General features: G+C 53.3%; 18 protein-coding genes. 10 read left to right on the plus strand and 8 right to left on the minus strand.

Annotated elements, in window-relative coordinates; translation table 11 throughout:
* The first annotated feature begins 3 nt into the window (after window positions 1-3).
* Complete coding sequence (gene minE / locus AC07WB_RS10415; protein WP_007889661.1) at window positions 4-273, plus strand: cell division topological specificity factor MinE; 270 nt, start codon at window positions 4-6, stop codon at window positions 271-273.
* A gap of 54 nt (window positions 274-327) precedes the next feature.
* Here minE and rnd read toward each other — a convergent pair whose 3' ends face one another.
* The 5 genes from rnd to yoaA all read right to left on the minus strand — a co-directional run bounded on the left by rnd (window position 328) and on the right by yoaA (window position 6,745).
* Window positions 328-1,449: a ribonuclease D gene (gene rnd / locus AC07WB_RS10420; RefSeq protein ID WP_097097144.1), complete on the minus strand. Its 1,122-nt coding sequence runs from the start codon at window positions 1,447-1,449 to the stop codon at window positions 328-330.
* 98 nt (window positions 1,450-1,547) lie between these two features.
* Window positions 1,548-3,224, minus strand: coding sequence for a long-chain-fatty-acid--CoA ligase FadD (gene fadD / locus AC07WB_RS10425; RefSeq protein ID WP_141400251.1), 1,677 nt, complete (start codon window positions 3,222-3,224; stop codon window positions 1,548-1,550).
* A gap of 206 nt (window positions 3,225-3,430) precedes the next feature.
* A complete protein-coding gene (locus AC07WB_RS10430) occupies window positions 3,431-4,024 on the minus strand; it encodes a Slp family lipoprotein (RefSeq protein WP_494940451.1) in 594 nt (197 codons plus the stop codon).
* A gap of 59 nt (window positions 4,025-4,083) precedes the next feature.
* Window positions 4,084-4,782: a tRNA (adenosine(37)-N6)-threonylcarbamoyltransferase complex dimerization subunit type 1 TsaB gene (gene tsaB / locus AC07WB_RS10435; protein ID WP_345829528.1), complete on the minus strand. Its 699-nt coding sequence runs from the start codon at window positions 4,780-4,782 to the stop codon at window positions 4,084-4,086.
* 52 nt (window positions 4,783-4,834) lie between these two features.
* Window positions 4,835-6,745 (minus strand): DNA repair helicase YoaA, encoded by a 1,911-nt coding sequence (gene yoaA / locus AC07WB_RS10440; RefSeq protein WP_345829526.1) that lies wholly within the window; start codon window positions 6,743-6,745, stop codon window positions 4,835-4,837.
* A 124-nt stretch (window positions 6,746-6,869) separates the two neighbouring features.
* Between yoaA and AC07WB_RS10445 the strand changes: the two genes are divergently transcribed.
* A complete protein-coding gene (locus AC07WB_RS10445) occupies window positions 6,870-7,214 on the plus strand; it encodes a RidA family protein (protein WP_097097139.1) in 345 nt (114 codons plus the stop codon).
* A 13-nt stretch (window positions 7,215-7,227) separates the two neighbouring features.
* On the opposite strand, the gene AC07WB_RS10450 is transcribed toward AC07WB_RS10445, so the two are convergent.
* Window positions 7,228-7,425, minus strand: a complete 198-nt coding sequence (locus AC07WB_RS10450) for a YoaH family protein (RefSeq protein WP_008110398.1) — start codon at window positions 7,423-7,425, stop codon at window positions 7,228-7,230.
* A 113-nt stretch (window positions 7,426-7,538) separates the two neighbouring features.
* On the opposite strand from AC07WB_RS10450, the gene pabB reads away from it, so the two are divergent.
* From pabB to AC07WB_RS10470, 4 genes are all read left to right on the plus strand, one after another.
* The gene (gene pabB, locus AC07WB_RS10455) at window positions 7,539-8,894 is read left to right on the plus strand and encodes an aminodeoxychorismate synthase component 1 (protein ID WP_494940452.1); all 1,356 of its coding nucleotides are present in this window, start codon (window positions 7,539-7,541) and stop codon (window positions 8,892-8,894) included.
* Window position 8,895: 1 nt separating this feature from the next.
* The gene (locus tag AC07WB_RS10460; protein ID WP_097097136.1) at window positions 8,896-9,465 is read left to right on the plus strand and encodes a CoA pyrophosphatase; all 570 of its coding nucleotides are present in this window, start codon (window positions 8,896-8,898) and stop codon (window positions 9,463-9,465) included.
* A gap of 192 nt (window positions 9,466-9,657) precedes the next feature.
* Window positions 9,658-11,022 carry an L-serine ammonia-lyase gene (locus AC07WB_RS10465; protein ID WP_345829519.1) on the plus strand — a complete coding sequence of 455 codons (1,365 nt, stop codon included), beginning with the start codon at window positions 9,658-9,660 and terminating at the stop codon, window positions 11,020-11,022.
* Window positions 11,023-11,253: 231 nt separating this feature from the next.
* Window positions 11,254-12,816 (plus strand): EAL domain-containing protein, encoded by a 1,563-nt coding sequence (locus tag AC07WB_RS10470; RefSeq protein ID WP_345829517.1) that lies wholly within the window; start codon window positions 11,254-11,256, stop codon window positions 12,814-12,816.
* A gap of 55 nt (window positions 12,817-12,871) precedes the next feature.
* Here the strand turns inward: AC07WB_RS10470 and AC07WB_RS10475 are convergent, their stop codons facing one another.
* Entirely contained in the window at window positions 12,872-14,437 is a 1,566-nt protein-coding gene (locus tag AC07WB_RS10475; RefSeq protein WP_345829515.1) for a TerC family protein, read from the minus strand.
* Window positions 14,438-14,947: 510 nt separating this feature from the next.
* Here AC07WB_RS10475 and manX point away from each other — a divergent pair.
* From manX to AC07WB_RS10495, 4 genes are all read left to right on the plus strand, one after another.
* The gene (manX, locus tag AC07WB_RS10480; RefSeq protein WP_345829514.1) at window positions 14,948-15,913 is read left to right on the plus strand and encodes a PTS mannose transporter subunit IIAB; all 966 of its coding nucleotides are present in this window, start codon (window positions 14,948-14,950) and stop codon (window positions 15,911-15,913) included.
* Window positions 15,914-15,971: 58 nt separating this feature from the next.
* Window positions 15,972-16,772, plus strand: a complete 801-nt coding sequence (locus AC07WB_RS10485) for a PTS mannose/fructose/sorbose transporter subunit IIC (RefSeq protein ID WP_097097132.1) — start codon at window positions 15,972-15,974, stop codon at window positions 16,770-16,772.
* A gap of 14 nt (window positions 16,773-16,786) precedes the next feature.
* Complete coding sequence (locus AC07WB_RS10490; RefSeq protein ID WP_097097131.1) at window positions 16,787-17,632, plus strand: PTS mannose transporter subunit IID; 846 nt, start codon at window positions 16,787-16,789, stop codon at window positions 17,630-17,632.
* A 92-nt stretch (window positions 17,633-17,724) separates the two neighbouring features.
* Window positions 17,725-18,183, plus strand: coding sequence for a DUF986 family protein (locus AC07WB_RS10495; RefSeq protein WP_097097130.1), 459 nt, complete (start codon window positions 17,725-17,727; stop codon window positions 18,181-18,183).
* Here AC07WB_RS10495 and rlmA read toward each other — a convergent pair.
* A complete protein-coding gene (gene rlmA / locus AC07WB_RS10500; protein ID WP_494940453.1) occupies window positions 18,180-18,986 on the minus strand; it encodes a 23S rRNA (guanine(745)-N(1))-methyltransferase in 807 nt (268 codons plus the stop codon). The two genes, AC07WB_RS10495 and rlmA, sit on opposite strands and share 4 nt — an antisense overlap.
* Window positions 18,987-19,036 lie beyond the last annotated feature (50 nt).

The following is a 19,036-nucleotide window of genomic DNA, read 5'->3' on the forward strand; positions in this document are numbered from 1 at the left end:
CCAATGGCATTACTTGATTTCTTTTTATCCCGTAAGAAGAACACAGCCAATATAGCCAAGGAAAGGCTACAGATTATCGTAGCCGAACGCAGAAGGGGTGACAGTGAGCCCCATTACCTGCCGCAGCTGAAGCGCGATATTTTGGAAGTGATCTGTAAATACGTAAAAATTGACCCGGATATGGTGACCGTTCAGCTGGATCAGAAAGGGGATGATATCTCTATCCTTGAGCTCAACGTAACACTGCCGGAGCCGGAAGACGTTCCTAAATGATTAAAGCGGTTTCCTGATTTTCCCCTGCGTTGTTGCGCAGGGGAAAATGCTGTCTTAAAGCGCCTGCAGAATCTCGTCGATACCAGCTTTAAGCAGATCGCCGCGCCAACCAGAAAGCAGTTCCGGTGTACGCGAAGCGCTCTTCAATCCCCAATGAACACTCAGCACCTGATTGATCTGGCGACGTGATGCCAGCAACTCCTGACTAAATCCGCTCTCTTCACTCACCTGCTGTACCAGCGCCTTAATGGCTTTGAACGCCTGCTTGTAGTGCGGATGATCGATCAGATTTGGCAGCGGCTGCGGCAAGGTAGCTTCATCCTGTGCCAGCGCTTCAGCGACTAATGCCACCATCGCTTTACCGTGGAAGCGGATCTCATGGCCATTAAGACCTAAATGGTCCAACTCGCCAAGACTGCCCGGCATAAAGCGCGCCACTTTCCACAAATTCTCTTCACGCACCACAAAATTCACCGCCATATCTTTCTGACGTGCGATGTTTAAACGCCATGCTGCGAGACGCTGTAAGGCGGCCAGCTGACGCGGACGTAACTGCCATGCGTTAGTGATATCACGCCACGCTTCTTCCGGTTGCAGCACATCAAGACGGCGCTGGCACAACGTATCGCATTCGCTAAGCGCCGCCGCCATATTGCCCGCAGCTTCGGTTTGCGCCACCAGCTGATGGGCGATAGGAAGCAGATAGGCCACATCGGCCGCTGCGTATTCACACTGACGTTCGGTCAGCGGACGCGCGAGCCAGTCGGTACGCGATTCGCTTTTATCCAATTCGATTTGATTGAAATGCATCACCATTGAAGCAAAGCCCCACGATAGTGGCTGGCCGATAAATGCCGCCAGGATTTGTGTATCAACCATCGGATTGGGCAGGCATTTAAAACGGTGCAGGAAAACTTCAAGATCTTCGCCACCGGCGTGCAGGAATTTAGTGATCTGCTTATCCTGCAGCAGAGCGACAAACGGCGTCCAGTCACTAATGTTAAGCGGATCGATCAGGATCAGCTGATCACCATCAAACAGCTGAATCAGGCCGAGCTGCGGATAGTAAGTGCGCGTACGCACAAATTCAGTATCCAGCGCCACGGCTGTATGCTGGCGAGCTTTCTCGCAAACGGCGGCCAGTTGGTCATTTTGGTCGATCAGGGTGTAATTCACGTTGTCTTTCTCGCTGCGGCAAACTACGCGCAGCGCTCCATGTTAAAAGCAATAAAAACGCCGGACTGTGCCGGCGTTAACCTGGGGAGAAGGGTGCGTTACTGCCCTTCTCGCTTCGCCTCATCACGCAATTCACGGCGCAAAATTTTGCCCACATTGGTCTTCGGCAGCTCGTCACGAAACTCAATAATCTTCGGCACTTTGTAGCCGGTGAGCTGACGACGGCAATGATCCAGCACCTCTTCTTTCGTTAAGGAAGGATCTTTCTTCACAATACACACTTTGACGGCTTCACCCGAAAGATCGCTCGGTACGCCAATCGCCGCCGCTTCACGCACTTTCTCGTGCTGCATAAGCACATCTTCAATCTCGTTAGGATACACGTTAAAGCCCGACACCAGAATCATGTCTTTCTTACGATCGACGATGCGAATAAAGCCTTCGCTATCAACGGTAACAACATCGCCGGTATGCAGCCAGCCATTTTTCAGCACTTCATCGGTGGCATCGGCGCGCTGCCAGTAGCCTGTCATCACCTGCGGACCACGAATGCACAGTTCACCCGGTTCACCAGGCGGAACATCTTTATCTTCATCGTCCACGATGCGCACATCTGTTGAAGGCACCGGCAAACCAATACTGCCGGTATGACAGGTAATGTCATAGGGATTGACAGACACCAACGGCGAACATTCAGTGAGGCCATAGCCTTCCAGCAAATAGTGGCCCGTGAGTTTTTCCCAACGTTCGGCCACCGCTTTTTGCACCGCCATACCGCCGCCTGCGGACAGCCGCAGCGTGGAGAAATCCAGTTTGTTGAAATTGGCATCATTCAGCAGCGCATTGAATAACGTATTCACGCCGGTAATGGCGGTAAACGGGAATTTGCTGAGCTCTTTGACAAAGCCTGGAATATCGCGCGGATTGGTAATCAGCAGGTTAGTCCCGCCGAGATCGAGGAAGAGCAACCCATTCACCGTCAGCGCAAAAATATGATACAGCGGGAGCGCGGTAACCACCTGCTCTTTACCCGGACGCAATAGTTTGCCGTAAGTGGCTTTGGTCTGTTCCAGATTGGCCTGCATATTACGGTGCGTTAGCATCGCGCCTTTGGCAACGCCGGTGGTACCGCCGGTATATTGCAGGAATGCCAGATCGTCGTTGGTGATGGCCGGACGCTGATAGGTCATCTGTTCGCCCTGCTGTAGAGCACTGCGGAACGGAACCGCACCGGGCAGATGATATTTCGGTACCAGCTTTTTCACGTATTTAACGACGAAGTTCACCAGCGTCGCCTTTACCGGTGCCAGCTGATCGCCCATGCGGGTAAGCATCACATGCTTGATGGGCGTCTCAGCGACCACTTTTTCCAGCGTATGGGCAAAGTTAGAGACAATCACGATAGCGCTGGCACCGCTATCAATTAGCTGATGTTTAAGTTCGCGCGGCGTATAGAGCGGATTGACATTCACCACCACCATACCAGCACGCAGCACGCCAAATAGCGCGACAGGATACTGCAGCAGATTTGGCATCATTAACGCCACACGATCGCCCTGCTTGAGCCCCAGCCCCTGCTGCAGCCAGGCAGCAAACGCGCGGCTCTGCTTCTCCAGCTGCCGATAGGTCATCGGCTGCCCCATATTGATGAATGCCACCTGATCGGCATAGTGCTGTGTTGCGTGCTCGAAAAGATCGACCAGCGAAGTGTAGCGATCGGCACTAATTTCCGCTGGGACATCTGGCGGATAGCGTTTGAGCCAAACCTTATTCAAAGAATCACCCCGATATTCTTGTTGTATAGCCATCGCCGCCTCGACAATCAGTGTTGTTAACAATATTTTAACTGATTGTACCAGTTTGCCTGTTTTGGCATTTTCAGGTTGCGAAGCGCATCACTAAATTTCGCGCATCGGTTGCGCGCCCAATAAAAAGGCCCGGTCGCAAGCACCGCGACCGGGCCATAAAAATACAGACAACGTTATTCGGTGAGGATAGTTTGCACCTGAGCCGGTCCGCCGAAATTCATCCCCCAATAAGGATTTGGTCCCCAGTAGCCCGGATGATGACGCGTGGGTCCGTACCAAATGTAAGGATCGATAGGTTGTGGCGGCGTCATCACCTGCTGCGTCAAATGCCAGCGCTGATAACCGCGCACATCAACAACGACAAAGTTGTAGCTCGCCTTACCGATTTCCCCTTTTTCCGTCCCTTTAATGTTGCCCAGCACGGTAATGTATTGGTTATTCAAATCAATCGGGTCAACAAACCCGCTTATATCCGCATAAATACGGCCAACGGATGCCGATCCTAAACGCGGTCGCGCACTTTCATCCAGTGGTTGAGTGGCAATTTCCAGACGCGTTGACCCGTTCAGATTCGTCACTTTAACCACTTTACCGCCAAAACGAGATTCCTGACCGACATACAGTTCCGGCGCATTCATCACGCGTAACAAATCTTGCTGTGGAAGTTGCGAGCTTCCTTTAATTGAATCTGGCACCGAAACACAGCCGCTTATCAGCAGTGCGCAGGCTAACAGAGCGCCAGACATCCCTTTACGACTCATTGGCATAGTACTTCTCCTGTATTTCTCTGTTTAGACTGGGCGCGTAGAAATTAGTTGCGCGCCGTTTAGCGTCCCGGCAACTTTTTCCATGCCACTTCATTACGCAGATAAACCGGTTCGGCGTTCTCAACCGCTACCGCTTCATGACGTTGCCAGGCGCTGAGCGCCAGCGGCAGCATATCTTCAGCCGCGGGCAATAACACTGCAGAAGCCTTAAGGACGGCACCAGGCGATGACAGCAGATGTGGATATGCCTGCCAGCCGGTTCCCACCGTGGTCCATTCACCCGCTAACGTGGCGATGCGTTCCTGTGCGGCTTCGGGTTTCAGCACCGCTTCTGTTTCCGCACCTTGCCATTCGCCGTGTTCATCGCGTTGATATTCAGCCCAATAGAGTTCACCCATACGCGCATCAATTGCTGCCAGCACACGTGTCGCACCCGTCAGACGCCACGCGCCCTGCGCCATCGTTGCTAACGAGGAAACACCAATCATTGGCAAATTCGCGCCCAGCGCCAGCCCTTGCGCAATACCGATGCCAATGCGTACACCTGTGAAGCTGCCCGGACCGCGGCCGAATGCCAGCACGTCGAGCGCGGTCAGATCCAGCTGCTGCGCCTGCAACAGCTCCTGAACCAGCGGGAGAATACGTTGGGTGTGATCGCGCGGGGCGATTTCAAAGCGGGCATCAATCTGCTGCAGGTTTTGCAGCGCGGCAGAACAGGCTTCTGTCGCCGTGTCCAGGGCTAAAATTCGGACGGACATAACAACCTCAGAGAGTCAAAATGGCGCGCATCTTATCACAGCCTGGCAGAAATTACCGATCCAGCGGCTGACGAACAAATTCAATGGCGCGAGCGATATCGCGGGTGCGCGGCGTGGGCGGCAGGCTGTTAAGAAACAGGCCGCCGTAAGGACGCGAAACCAGACGTTGATCGCAAATCACCAACACGCCACGATCGTCAGTATCACGGATCAATCGACCCACGCCCTGTTTCAAGGTGATCACCGCATCGGGCAGTTGCACATCATTGAAAGGATCGCCGCCGCGCAGACGACAATCTTCCATGCGTGCTTTCAGCAGCGGATCTTCCGGCGACGTAAACGGTAGCTTGTCGATGATCACCAGTGACAGCGCTTCACCGCGCACATCAACGCCTTCCCAGAAGCTGCTGGTCGCCACCAGCAAGGCGTTACCGGCTTCAAGAAATTGTTTCAGCAACTGTCCTTTACTGGTTTCGCCCTGCAGCAGCACCGGCAAGGTCATTGAGGCGCGAAACTCTATCGCTAACTCGCGCATCATCTTGTGCGAGGTACAAAGGAAGAAACAGCGGCCCTTATTGGCATCGATAAGCGGTTTCATCATGCGTGCCAGCTGCCGCGCACCGCCGGGATGATTTGGCTCGGGCATATTACGCGGGACGCAGAGTAGCGCTTGTTGGGTGTAGTCGAATGGGCTGTCGAGAATCATGGTAGTCGCATTATCGACACCGAGGCGGCTGGAGAAATGGCTCATTTGCTCATTCACGGCCAGCGTCGCAGAGGTGAATATCCACGCCGCTTTGCGGTTATCCATCACCTCGCGAAAACGTTCCGCCACGGAAAGCGGCGTCAGCGCCAGCGTAAAATGACGGCTGTTACACTCATACCAATAGCTGAAGCCCGGCTCATCAATCGCTCGCAAACGCTTCAGGCGCGTGCGATACAACGCGGCACGTTCAAATGCAGCATCCAACAGGGCTGAACGTCCTAGCGAAAGTTTGATGACGTCGTAGCAGAGCTCTAGCGCATCATCCAATAACGTAAACATGCGCATGATGTTGTTATCGCTAAGCAAATCGCGCAAATTGCCGCGGAAGCCGGGCTCTCCCAGCGTCAAACGAAAGTCTTGCGCGCACTGTGCCAGGCGGTCGGCGGATTTTTGCAGTTGCTGCACATCGCGCACTTCGGTGCGATAGGCAATGATGATGTCTTTGGCGAGATCCTGTAGCTGCCGACTCGATAATTGCTGGCCGAAATACTGGCTAGCGATATCCGGTAATTGGTGCGCTTCATCAAAGATCATCACATCGGCTTCGGGAATGAGTTCACCAAAGCCGCCCTCTTTCACCACCAAATCGGCGAGAAACAGATGGTGATTCACCACCACCACGTCGGCATCCATGGCTTTTTTGCGTGCTTTCACTACAAAGCAATCTTTATACAGCGGGCAATCGCTACCGAGGCAGTTATCGTTGGTGCTGGTGACAAACGGCCAGATTGGGCTGTCTTCTGCCACGCCGCTGCAGTTGCTGACATCGCCATCTGTGGTTTCTGACGACCAGCCGCGCACGCTGATCAAATCACCCAGCGCCTGCACGCTAAGATCGCCACCGGTTTGATTTTGCTGCTCAAGACGCTCGAGGCATAAATAGTTGGATCGCCCTTTCAGCAGCGCCGTTTTTCCGCTGAACTTCAAGGCGCGCGCGATGGTGGGCAGATCGCGATTGTACAGTTGATCCTGCAACGCTTTGGAACCGGTGGAGACAATGACCTTTTTTTTCGCACGCAGCGCCGGTGCCAGATAAGCATAGGTTTTACCGGTGCCGGTACCCGCTTCAACCACCAGCTCGCCGCCTGTTTTGACCGCTTCGGTTACCGCTTTCGCCATTTCCCGCTGCGCTTCACGCGGTTTAAACCCCGGAATCGCCTGCGCCAGCGCGCCATCAGCTGCAAAATCGTCTGCCACACTTCCTCACATCATCGTTAAAAACCACTGTAATTATGTCAGGATTCCGCCTGGGCGACCACAACAGATGACATTCGCCCCTGGGATATGGCAGGCTAGCGCGGCAAAACTAAAGGAGAACCACATGACTATTACGCGTATTGATCCGGAACACCGGATGTCCGAAGCCGTAGTGCATAACCAAACCGTGTATTACACCAGCGTACCGGAAAATCTGGATGAAGATGCAGAAGCGCAAACGGCCAATGCGTTAGCCGTGATTGACGCCATTCTTACACGCGTGGGATCGGATAAAAGTAAGATCCTTGATGCCACCATTTTTCTGGTCGACAAGGCTGATTTCCCGGCAATGAACCGCGCCTGGGATGCGTGGGTCTCGCCTGGCAATGCCCCGGTGCGCTGCACCGTGCAAGCAGGCTTGATGAATCCGAAGTATAAAGTCGAAATTAAAATCATCGCCGCGCTGTAAAGCTGTTTGGGCGTTATTCGTTGTCGTCTTCTTCATCCTCATCGTCTTCGAACATCGCCCGAATAGCTTCGCCTTTATAGGTTTGGCGAATTTCTTGCGCAACTTGTGCAATCGCCTGCCCGCTCGACATACCACCCGCCATTAACTCCTGAATACGTTCAACCGCCTGCTGCTGCTGCTCGTGAGATAACGCTGGAAGACCTGTAAACATAATTCTCTCCTGGTACAAGGGGGACGCATTATTACCACGAGGAACAAACGGGTGCCAGCAACAAAAAAATATGCCAGGCTAGCGACCTGCTTGCTGAAGTGATTTGTCCCACAATGGTAAATAGTCTCGTACTGAAGTATACGCCTGAAACGCTGGTACACCTTTTCTCTCCCCTTGCCCATCAACCCTGGGCGATGTTACTGAGTTCTGGCCAGGCCAATCACGCGGATAACCGCTTTGATATCCTCACCGCCGATCCGCTTGCGACGCTGACTACGCGCGGCGAAAGCACCGAAATTATCTGCGGAGATGCGGTGACTCACTCTACAGCCGATCCGCTTACGCTGGTGCAACAGCACTGCGTGGCTTTAGGTCCCACGCCAGATTTCAATCCTGATCTTCCCTTCCAGGGCGGCGCCATGGGGCTCTTTGGCTATGATCTGGGGCGGCGCTTCGAAACGCTGCCGCACCATGCGCAGCAAGATCTCTCTACGCCAGACATGGCGATAGGCATTTATGATTGGGCGCTGATCGCCGACCATCATCAACAGAAACTGACGCTAGTTTCCCTGAATAGCGCAGAAAAACGCTGGCAATGGCTACAAGCGCAAACGGCTGTGGAAACGGATCCCTTTACGTTGACCAGCGAGTGGCAATCAAACCTCAGTTTTGACGATTATGCACAACGCTTTCAGGCGGTGCAGGCCTACATTCAGGCCGGTGATTGCTATCAGGTTAATCTCGCGCAGCGTTTCAAGGCTAGCTATCGCGGCGATGAATGGCAGGCCTTTTTACGCCTTAACCAGGCGAATCGCGCGCCGTTTAGCGCATTTCTGCGTTTGCCACACAGTGCGTTGCTCAGCCTATCACCGGAGCGCTTCCTCTCTCTGCAACGGCAGGAGATTGAAACACGCCCAATTAAAGGGACATTACCGCGCCTCGATGACGCAGAAGCCGACCGCCTGCAGGCGGAAAAACTGGCTCACTCCGAGAAGGATCGCGCCGAGAACCTCATGATCGTCGATCTGTTACGCAATGATATTGGTCGCGTTGCCACACCCGGCAGCGTCAGCGTTCCCGAACTCTTTGTGGTTGAACCTTTTCCAGCAGTGCATCATCTTGTCAGCACCATTCGGGCGCACTTGCCGGAAACGCTGACAGCTACCGATCTGCTTCGCGCCTGCTTCCCCGGCGGTTCAATTACTGGCGCACCAAAAATCCGCGCGATGGAGATTATCGAAGAGTTAGAACCACATCGCCGTAACGCATGGTGTGGCAGTATCGGGTATATCAGCCTGTGCGGTCGTATGGACACCAGCATCACCATTCGTACACTCATTGCAGAAAATCAACAGCTTTACTGCTCAGCCGGTGGCGGATTAGTGGCGGACAGTAACCTCGACGCTGAATATCAGGAAACCTTCCATAAGGTGAACCGTATCTTGCCCAGCTTGCGACATGAGGAATGAGATGAATTTGACGCTGGAACAGTTCGTCAGCCGTTTTGTATTGCAGCCACCGCTACATACCCCAAAAAGTGTCATTAGTGGTCGACGCGCGGCGGTGCTGGTGCCGGTGATTGATGGCGCGGAGCCTGGGTTGTTGCTCACGCGTCGATCCTCTCATTTGCGGAAACATGCGGGCCAGGTCGCCTTTCCCGGCGGTATGCAGGATGCCACGGACTCTTCACTTATCCACACGGCGCTGCGTGAAGCGCAGGAGGAAGTGGGTATTTTGCCACAGCAGGTGCAAATTATTGGCGTGCTGCCACCCGTCACCAGCAGTACCGGTTTTGCCGTTACGCCAGTGGTGGGCATTATTCCTGCCGATCTCGCTTTGCGCCTCAATCCCGACGAAGTTGAAAGCGCCTTTGCCATGCCGCTCTCCGAAGCGCTGCGCCTCAGCCGTTATAGTGGACTGACGCTTCGCCGTGGCCATCGCCAGCATCAGGTGTGGTTGTCATGGTATGAGGATTACTTTATTTGGGGAATGACAGCGGGCATCATTCGCGCGCTGAGTCAGCAGATCGCGCTGCCCTGATCCCTCGATTTCACCAACCTTCCCGCAAAATAATCGATCCGCCTCACAACTGTGCAAATGGATAACTATTTCTGTGGTTTATAATTAGTTTATTTCATGCGAAAAGCTGCTCGTTGTGCGGCATGGGCGATTACTATTAGCCGCATAAACGGCTGGTGCCGTGCAGAATAAGATTTGTGAGGAGTGTCACCTGTGATTAGTGTTTTTGACATGTTTAAAGTTGGCATCGGTCCATCCAGTTCGCATACCGTTGGCCCAATGAAAGCGGGCAAACAGTTTGTTGACCTGCTGGCCGAACAAGGCAAATTGCAAGACGTCACGCGCATATCGGTTGATGTCTACGGTTCGCTGTCGCTGACGGGCAAAGGACACCACACCGATATCGCCATTATCATGGGGCTGGCGGGTTTCGAACCGGCCACCGTTGATATCGATGGCATTCCCGCCTTCATCAAAGACGTTGAGCAGCGCGAACGCTTGCTGTTAGCCAACGGCGCGCGCGAAGTGGATTTCCCTCGCGAAGGCGGTATGGTGTTCCGCAGCGAGAATTTATCGCTGCATGAAAACGGCATGACGGTGTACGCCTTCGCGGGTGATCTACTGATCCTGAGCAAAACGTACTATTCCATCGGCGGCGGTTTCATCGTCGATGAAGAGCACTTTGGTCAGCCGGTGCTGGATGAGGTTTCTGTTCCCTGGCCGTTTAATTCCGCCAAAGAGTTGCTGAGCCACTGCCGTGAAAGCGGTTTGTCGCTGTCGGGTTTGGTGATGAAAAACGAGCTGGCACTGCATAGCCGCGATGAGATTCACGCCTATTTTGGTCACGTGTGGCAAACCATGCAGGCATGTATCGATCGCGGTCTCAATACCGAAGGCGTACTGCCGGGTCCACTGCGTGTGCCACGCCGGGCAGCTTCCCTGCGCCGTCTATTGGTTTCCTCCAATAAACACTCAAACGATCCTATGGACGTCATCGACTGGGTGAATATGTTTGCGTTGGCGGTGAATGAAGAGAACGCTGCCGGTGGACGTGTAGTCACTGCGCCAACTAACGGCGCCTGCGGTATCGTTCCGGCGGTGCTGGCCTACTACGATCATTTTATTGAAACCGTCACACCTGACATTTTCATTCGTTACTTCCTCGCCTCCGGGGCGATTGGCGTGCTGTATAAAATGAACGCTTCTATTTCCGGTGCTGAAGTCGGTTGTCAGGGCGAAGTGGGCGTGGCCTGCTCGATGGCCGCCGCCGGGCTGGCGGAACTTTTGGGTGGCAGCCCGGAACAGGTTTGTGTCGCCGCCGAAATCGGCATGGAGCACAATCTTGGTTTGACCTGCGATCCCGTCGCCGGCCAGGTTCAGGTGCCGTGTATTGAACGTAATGCCATTGCTTCAGTAAAAGCCATCAACTCTGCGCGCATGGCGCTGCGCCGCACCACGGAACCGCGTGTTTCGTTAGATAAAGTCATTGAGACGATGTACGAAACCGGCAAAGATATGAACGCAAAATACCGTGAAACCTCGCGCGGTGGTCTGGCGATTAAAGTTCAGTGTGACTAACCTGAACTCACCGCGTTGGTGATGATTAAAGCAACAGTTGATTATTTTTCAGCATCTGTTGCTACCTCCCTGTGAGTAAACCAGATACATTAATTTCGCGCGCGGCCCTGAGTGGCCGCGCTTTTTTTAGTGCCGTTTTTTTTATTCAGCGGCGCTAAACCTGGCCGCCTCAATGCCGATAACCTACACGTTAATTTGGCTTCAATCTTTGATTTTGCAAGGTGGTTACTGATGCTCGTTCCCCAGCAATTTGTGGGTCAATTTCGCCGTAAGCGTCTGCTTATTGCGTTAGCGATCGCCTCGCTGGTTCTGGTTCTGACGCTGACTTTTCGCTATGTCGAAGAGAAGTCGCGCATTGAGCAGCAGTCACTGAATTTCGCTACCCGCGCGATCGAACGATTTGATCGTATGTTCTCGCCGCTGGACGTTTCCGCCAACAACACGCTCGGGTTAGTGGGCGTGCCTTGCGCTCAGGTGCGCTACCCGCTGATAGAAAAAATCGCCTCACTGCAAACCGTGCGTACCGTGCTACTGGTGCAGGATGATACGCTTTACTGCTCCAGTATTTTTGGCCCGTTAAACCTCTCCTTTAGTCAAACTTATCCTGAGCTGGCACTTAACAATCAGCGCATGATGCTGGTTACCGATAATGACTTGTTGAAAGGTTCGCCGGTGCTGCTGCTCTGGACACCTAAATCACTCAATAATCATGAAGGCCTGCTGCAAGTCATTAATATTGAATTGATGACCAATTATTTGCTAGAACCCCAACTGCCATGGGTAGAGCGTGCCATTTTCAATGTAGGCGGCCAAAGCCTTGAGTACGGCAACCCGCTGATTGAACATACCGTGCCCGCTGATGATGAAGTCGCTTACGATCAAGCGTCGTTGCGCTATCCGTTTAGTATCACCCTGTATGGCCCCTCACCCGCGCGTCTGGCACTGAATACGCTGCCTTCGCAACTGCCGCTGGCGTTGATGCTGAGCCTGTTGATGGGGTATATGGTCTGGCTGGCGACGGCAAACCGGATGAGCCTTAGCTGGCAAATCAGTTATGGCATCGCCGCCAACGAATTCATGGTCTATTGCCAACCGCTGATCAATGCCCAAAACGGAGAGTGTGACGGCATGGAGCTGCTGCTGCGCTGGCATAACCAGCGCCAGGGGTGGATTGCGCCGGACGTGTTTATTCCGCTTGCCGAGCGACAAAATTTGATTGCGCCTTTGACGCGCTTTGTCCTGGCTAAAGTCGTGCATGAATTGCCGAATCTGCCGCAGTGTCCCTCATTCCATATTGCCATCAACGTGGCCGCCAGCCATTTCCGTGACCGTGCAATCGTCGATGATCTTCAAACTATCTGGTGGCCGGCCAACCCGCTTCCGAAGCTGGTGGTAGAGTTGACTGAACGAGATGCCCTGCCGGTGATTGATCAATCAGTGGTAGCGCAATTACATGAGATTGGTGTTCGCCTGGCGATTGATGATTTTGGTACCGGCCACAGTTCGCTGGCTTACCTGAAGGATCTCAAACCCGACGTGTTGAAAATCGACAAGATTTTTACCGCGGCGATTGGTACTGATGCGATTAATGCTACCGTCACAGACATGGTGATTTCGCTGGCGCAGCGCCTTAATATTTCTCTGGTGGCAGAAGGCGTTGAGACTGCGGAGCAGGCGCACTATCTGCGTGAACGGGGTGTTGATCATCTACAAGGCTATTTCTACGCGCGCCCAATGCCGATTGAAGACTTCCCGCTTTGGCTGGAACGGCATCAGGGCGAGTTAAGCGCATAAAAAAACGGCCACTCGTTACGGAGTGGCCGTTTTTTATTTATCCCCGCACAATGATTTACTCTTCATGTTCTTCGTGGTCATAGGGCTTATCTTTCGTTACGCGAACCAGGTCGATGCGGTACTCCGTCGCCTCAATGACCTGGAAATGCAACGGTGGCAGATCAATCACTTCTCCTGGAAGTGGCAGCTGGCCTTTTTGCGCAATCAGCAAACCGGCTAACGAGGCGTGATCTTCATCGGCCTTCACCAATTCGTGATGATCCAGCAGCTGTTGCAGCGAGTGCAGATCGGTGCCGCCCTTCACTAACCAACCGTCACCATCCGCAATGATATCCGGCGTTTCATCTTCATCCGGGAACTCACCGGCAATCGCTTCCAGTACGTCGAGCGGCGTGATTAAACCCTGTACCACACCAAATTCGTTGGTAACGATAACAAAGCTGCCTTTCGCACGACGCAGCACGCCCAGCAGGTTTATCGGATCCAGGGTTTCGGGTACCACAATCGCCGGCGTATTGGCGGCGAAGGTGGCCACATCCATTCCATGTTCCAGCGCCACCAGCAGCTCTTTAGCCCGCACCACGCCAATGATTTCATCCAGTTCACCGCGACATACCGGGAACAAACTGTGCGGCGTATCCAGCAGCTGAATACGGATTTCATCCAGCGGACGCGAAACATCAACCCAGGAGATATTACCGCGCGGTGTCATAATGCTGCGGATAGAGCGCTGAGAGAGCGTCAACACGCCGTTGATCATGTAGCGCTCTTCGTCCTTAAAGGCTTCCTGCGGCATCGCTTCAGTCAATGAGGTTTCTTCCGCGGTGGTTGCCTGTTTGCGCTGACGTCCGCCCATCAAACGCAGAATCGCTTCTGCGGTACGTTCGCGCATCGGCCGATGTTCCTGATGACGAATAAAGTTACGGCGCGCAATCTGGTTGAACAACTCGATGATAATTGAGAAGCCAATCGCGGCGTACAGATAACCTTTAGGAATGTGGAACCCAAAGCCTTCCGCCACCAGGGACAAACCAATCATGAGCAGGAAGCTCAGACACAGCACCACCACAGTTGGGTGTGCGTTGACGAAGTTAGTCAGCGGTTTTGAAGCCAGCAACATCACGCCCATGGCGATAACAACTGCCGTCATCATAATAGGCAGATGGTTTACCATACCCACCGCAGTGATCACCGCATCAAGTGAAAATACGGCATCCAGCACAACAATTTGAATTACCACCGCCCAGAAGCTGGCGTAGCCTTTATTGCCCTGATGTTCCAGCCCGCGGTTCTCGAGTCGCTCATGCAGCTCCATGGTTCCCTTGAATAACAGGAACAAACCTCCGAACAACAGAATTAAATCTCGTCCGGAAAAGCTGAAATCGCCTACGCTGAATAGGGGTCGCGTCAGTGTCACTATCCAGGAGATCAGTGACAGCAGGCCCAAACGCATGACCAGGGCAAGCGACAGGCCGATCAGACGGGCTTTATCGCGCTGCTTCGGCGGCAACTTGTCCGCGAGGATGGCGATAAAGACCAGGTTATCAATGCCAAGAACGATTTCGAGCACGATGAGCGTGAGCAATCCGGCCCAAATTGAGGGATCAAAGAGAAATTCCATCAATGACTCCTTACTGAACGTGAAGATGCACGTATTTGAGCCTGCACCGAAAGGTGAGACGCGAGATCGTTAAAGGCGGTGATAACGCTAAAGTGCGTAAAGGCGTGCGCGGTAACGCGCAGAGAAGATGTTGAGCGACGTCGGTGACGGTCCATAAAGGTGAGCTGAAGCCCGGTACTCCTGAGTAATAAACAGAGGAGTAATGTATCAGTTACATCAACGGCGTCAAAAAAATTTATTACATTTACAAATATCTACGCAAACGCCTGAATAACGCACAAAAGCGTACATTAGCGCCGTTACGCTCTGAATAGCTGACAAACATCACATAATTTATTTTTTCGATCACTAAAATAAATCGCGACCTTATCGCTGTGCAGCGGATAGTTTCGTTTTTTTTATTGATGCCTTTCTTCATCTTAGACCTAACGATCCACCTGAAACACTAACGGTAATTTTCAATGATTCCCGGCACTGCCCGAGAATCTCTCACGCGAACGGAGGTAGCAAGTGACCATTGCTATTGTAATTGGTACACATGGCTGGGCGGCAGAACAGTTGCTTAAAACAGCAGAAATGCTGTTGGGTGAGCAGGAAAATGTCGGATGGATTGATTTCGTTCCCGGCGAAAATGCAGAAACGCTAATCGAAAAGTATCAGGCACGACTAGCCGATCTCGACACGTCAAAGGGCGTGTTGTTCCTGGTCGATACTTGGGGTGGCAGTCCGTTTAACGCGGCCAGCCGTATTGTGGTAGACAAACCTGACTATGATGTCATCGCCGGCGTCAACATTCCGATGTTGGTGGAAACGCTGATGGGACGTGATGACAATCCATCGTTGCAGGAACTGATTCATATCGCAGTTGAGGCCGGTCGTGAAGGCGTTAAAGCGCTCAAAACCGAAACGCCTGCTCCAGCGGCTGCGGCACCGGTGGTGGCAAAAGCCCCTGCCCAGCCGCAAAAACCGATGGGTCCGGGCGATCATATGAAAATTGGCCTTGCGCGTATTGATGACCGCTTGATTCACGGGCAAGTGGCAACGCGCTGGACGAAAGAAACCAACGTCACGCGCATTATCGTCGTCAGTGATGAAGTGGCTAACGATCATGTGCGCAAGACCTTGCTGACTCAAGTTGCACCGCCGGGCGTTACCGCGCACGTAGTGGATGTCGACAAAATGGTCCGCGTTTGGAATAACCCCAAATATGGTCAGGACAAGGTGATGCTGTTGTTTACCAATCCAACGGATGTCTTAAGGATTGTTGAGCAAGGCGTGGATATCAAATCCGTCAATATCGGCGGCATGGCATTCCGTCAGGGCAAAACGCAGGTGAACAATGCGGTATCTGTCGATGAGAAAGATATCGCCGCGTTCCGCAAACTTAACGAGCGCGGTATCGAACTGGAAGTGCGTAAAGTTTCCAGCGATCAGCGACTGAAAATGATGGACCTGATCGCCAAGGTCAATCCGTAGTTCGCCCTTTGCCTGCGAATGCGGGCGAATTTTAGAGACCTTGCAGAGGAGAAATGCAATGGAGATAACCACGCTACAAATCATTTTGATATTTATTGTGGCCTGTATCGCCGGGATGGGATCGATTCTTGATGAGTTTCAATTCCACCGCCCGCTGGTGGCTTGTACCTTAATTGGTGCGGTTCTTGGCGATATGAAAACCGGTATCATCATCGGCGGTACGCTGGAGATGATCGCGCTGGGCTGGATGAACATCGGTGCTGCGGTTGCACCTGATGCTGCGCTGGCTTCCATCATCTCAACCATTCTGGTTATCGCGGGTGGGCAAAGCGTGGGTGCGGGTATCGCGCTGGCTATTCCACTGGCCGCGGCTGGCCAGGTTCTGACCATCATTGTGCGCACCATCACCGTCGCCTTCCAACATGCCGCCGATAAGGCAGCGGAGAAAGGCAACCTGAGCGCAATCAGCTGGATTCACGTTTCCGCTCTGGTCTTGCAGGCAATGCGTATTGCGATTCCTGCGCTGATCGTGGCGATTTCTGTGGGTACCAGCATCGTTCAGGAGTTGCTGAACTCCATTCCTGAAGTTGTTACCAATGGCCTGAACATCGCCGGTGGTATGATCGTGGTAGTTGGTTACGCTATGGTCATTAACATGATGCGTGCGGGCTACCTGATGCCGTTCTTCTACCTTGGCTTCGTCACTGCAGCCTTCACCAACTTCAACCTGGTTGCGCTGGGCGTGATTGGCGTGGTGATGGCGGTGCTGTATATCCAGCTGGCACCGAAATATAACCGCGTTGCAGGTGCTGCAACGGCCGGTCCTGCAAACAATGACCTCGATAACGAACTCGACTAGGAACAGGTGAAATCATGGTTGATACAACTAACACTCCAAAGAAACTCACCCCTGGCGATGTCCGCGGTGTGTTCCTGCGCTCCAACCTGTTTCAGGGTTCGTGGAACTTTGAACGTATGCAGGCGCTGGGTTTTTGCTACTCAATGGTGCCGGTGATCCGTCGCCTGTACCCGGAAAACAACGACGATCGTAAACAGGCGATTAAACGTCACCTGGAGTTCTTCAACACCCATCCATACGTTGCTGCACCTGTGCTCGGCGTAACAATGGCGATGGAAGAGCAACGCGCTAACGGTGCGGCTATCGATGATGCCGCAATCAACGGTATCAAAGTTGGTTTAATGGGCCCGCTCGCGGGTGTTGGCGACCCGATCTTCTGGGGTACCGTTCGCCCAGTGTTTGCGGCGTTGGGCGCCGGTATCGCGATGAGCGGTAGCCTGTTAGGCCCGCTGCTGTTCTTCATCCTGTTCAACGTGGTGCGTATGTTGACCCGTTATTACGGTGTGGCTTACGGCTATCGGAAAGGTGTCGATATCGTCAGCGATATGGGCGGCGGTTTCCTGCAGAAACTGACGGAGGGCGCGTCGATTCTCGGCCTCTTTGTCATGGGGGCGCTGGTCAACAAGTGGACGCATGTGAATGTGCCGCTGGTGGTGTCACGCATCACCGACCAGACAGGGAAAACCACCGTTACGACGGTTCAGTCGATCCTCGATCAGCTGATGCCTGGCCTGATTCCGCTGCTGCTGACCTTTGGTTGTATGTGGCTGCTGCGTCGTAAAGTCAATGCGCTGTGGATTATCGTTGGCTTCTTCGCCATTGGTATCTTCGGCTATTGGATTGGCCTGCTCGGTCTGTAACAATCTGGCCGGGAGCTCGGCTCCCGGCTATTTTCGAACGGCATTACCTGAGCGCCCACGTTGAGGTAAATTCGGTTGAGGAAGAACACCTAATGTCACTGACTGACGCCCTAATCGCCCTGCTTATTGCAGGTTTCGCGCTGTATGCTATCTATGACGAAGCGATCCTACCGCGCCGTAATGGACCGACTAAACTGCGTGTCGCGCTGCGCCGCCGCCACAAGATAGATAGCGCTATTTTCATCGTGTTACTGCTGATTCTGTTATGGAACAACATCGATAATCATGGAACCCAGCTCACCACCAATTTGCTGATGGTGCTGTGTTTCATGTCGGTGTGGTTATTCTGGATTCGCAGTCCAAAACTGCTGATGAAGGAGAGTGGCCTGTTTTATGGTGTTGTATGGATTGATTATCGGCGCATCCAAAGCATGAATCTGTCTGAAGACGGCATTCTGGTGATGCAGCTGGAACAACGTCGCCTGCTGATTGCCGTTAAGCAGCTTGACGATCTGGAGCGGATTTACACTACGCTCGTGGAAGCGCGTTAATCGCGCCGCCACAGTGTGAGCGTGAAATCGGCATCACAGCTAAACTCGCTGGACGCTGCGAGGTTTTGCCAGACTTCTTCACGTGCGCGCCAGGCAAATGGCGTCATTTGTAATAAGCTAACAGCGTCAGCCCCACTTAATCTCATGTTGTAATGCAGGTTCTGCCGATCGGCCAACTTAAAACCTGCATACGCTTTCTCCTCAGCCGCATGAAGCTGCACTTCGCGATAGATAAGCGCTTTAAACTGCCGCAAATGGTGTGGCCCTGGCGTCACCGTCAATACGAAGCCGCCCGGCTTAATGACGCGCGCCAACTCATCTTCGCTGCAGGGCGCATAAATACGCACGACCCCATCCAGCGCTGCATCCGCAAACGGTAAACGCTGGCTTGATGCCACACAAAATTTCACCTTGCGATAGCGCTTAGCCGCCATGCGTATCGCTGCCTTAGCCACATCAAGACCAAACAGTTGTGCCTGAGGCAGTGCTTCCGCCATCGCCGCCGTGTAATAACCTTCGCCACAGCCGATATCCAATACCTGCGATGAGTGCGACCCCAGCTGTTGCGCAAGGAGCCCTGCAACGCTCTGACGTAAAGGTTGATAGTGTCCGGCATCAAGAAACGCTCGACGCGCCTGCAGCATTTCAACACTGTCACCGGGTTCTCGCGAGCCCTTATATTGCACCGGCAGAAGATTGACGTACCCCTCTTTAGCCTGATCAAACTGATGTCCCGCATCGCAGCGGAAGCTGTTGGACTGCTGGAGAAGAGGCTGATGACAAAGTGGGCAAATCAACGACATAGATAACTCCGGGTTAGCGTTTCGCGGCGCAGTTTACCCTGGTCAATTGG

This window comes from Pantoea sp. GW821-FHT03E06 (genome assembly GCF_059420725.1).

Coding starts and splice junctions, on each gene's coding strand:
- minE (WP_007889661.1), top strand. CDS start 4: ATGGCATTACTTGATTTCTTTTTATCCCGTAAGAAGAACACAGCCAAT.
- AC07WB_RS10430 (WP_494940451.1), bottom strand. CDS start 4,024: ATGCCAATGAGTCGTAAAGGGATGTCTGGCGCTCTGTTAGCCTGCGCA.
- tsaB (WP_345829528.1), bottom strand. CDS start 4,782: ATGTCCGTCCGAATTTTAGCCCTGGACACGGCGACAGAAGCCTGTTCT.
- AC07WB_RS10445 (WP_097097139.1), top strand. CDS start 6,870: ATGACTATTACGCGTATTGATCCGGAACACCGGATGTCCGAAGCCGTA.
- AC07WB_RS10450 (WP_008110398.1), bottom strand. CDS start 7,425: ATGTTTACAGGTCTTCCAGCGTTATCTCACGAGCAGCAGCAGCAGGCG.
- pabB (WP_494940452.1), top strand. CDS start 7,539: ATGGTAAATAGTCTCGTACTGAAGTATACGCCTGAAACGCTGGTACAC.
- AC07WB_RS10460 (WP_097097136.1), top strand. CDS start 8,896: ATGAATTTGACGCTGGAACAGTTCGTCAGCCGTTTTGTATTGCAGCCA.
- AC07WB_RS10470 (WP_345829517.1), top strand. CDS start 11,254: ATGCTCGTTCCCCAGCAATTTGTGGGTCAATTTCGCCGTAAGCGTCTG.
- AC07WB_RS10475 (WP_345829515.1), bottom strand. CDS start 14,437: ATGGAATTTCTCTTTGATCCCTCAATTTGGGCCGGATTGCTCACGCTC.
- AC07WB_RS10485 (WP_097097132.1), top strand. CDS start 15,972: ATGGAGATAACCACGCTACAAATCATTTTGATATTTATTGTGGCCTGT.
- AC07WB_RS10490 (WP_097097131.1), top strand. CDS start 16,787: ATGGTTGATACAACTAACACTCCAAAGAAACTCACCCCTGGCGATGTC.
- AC07WB_RS10495 (WP_097097130.1), top strand. CDS start 17,725: ATGTCACTGACTGACGCCCTAATCGCCCTGCTTATTGCAGGTTTCGCG.
- rlmA (WP_494940453.1), bottom strand. CDS start 18,986: ATGTCGTTGATTTGCCCACTTTGTCATCAGCCTCTTCTCCAGCAGTCC.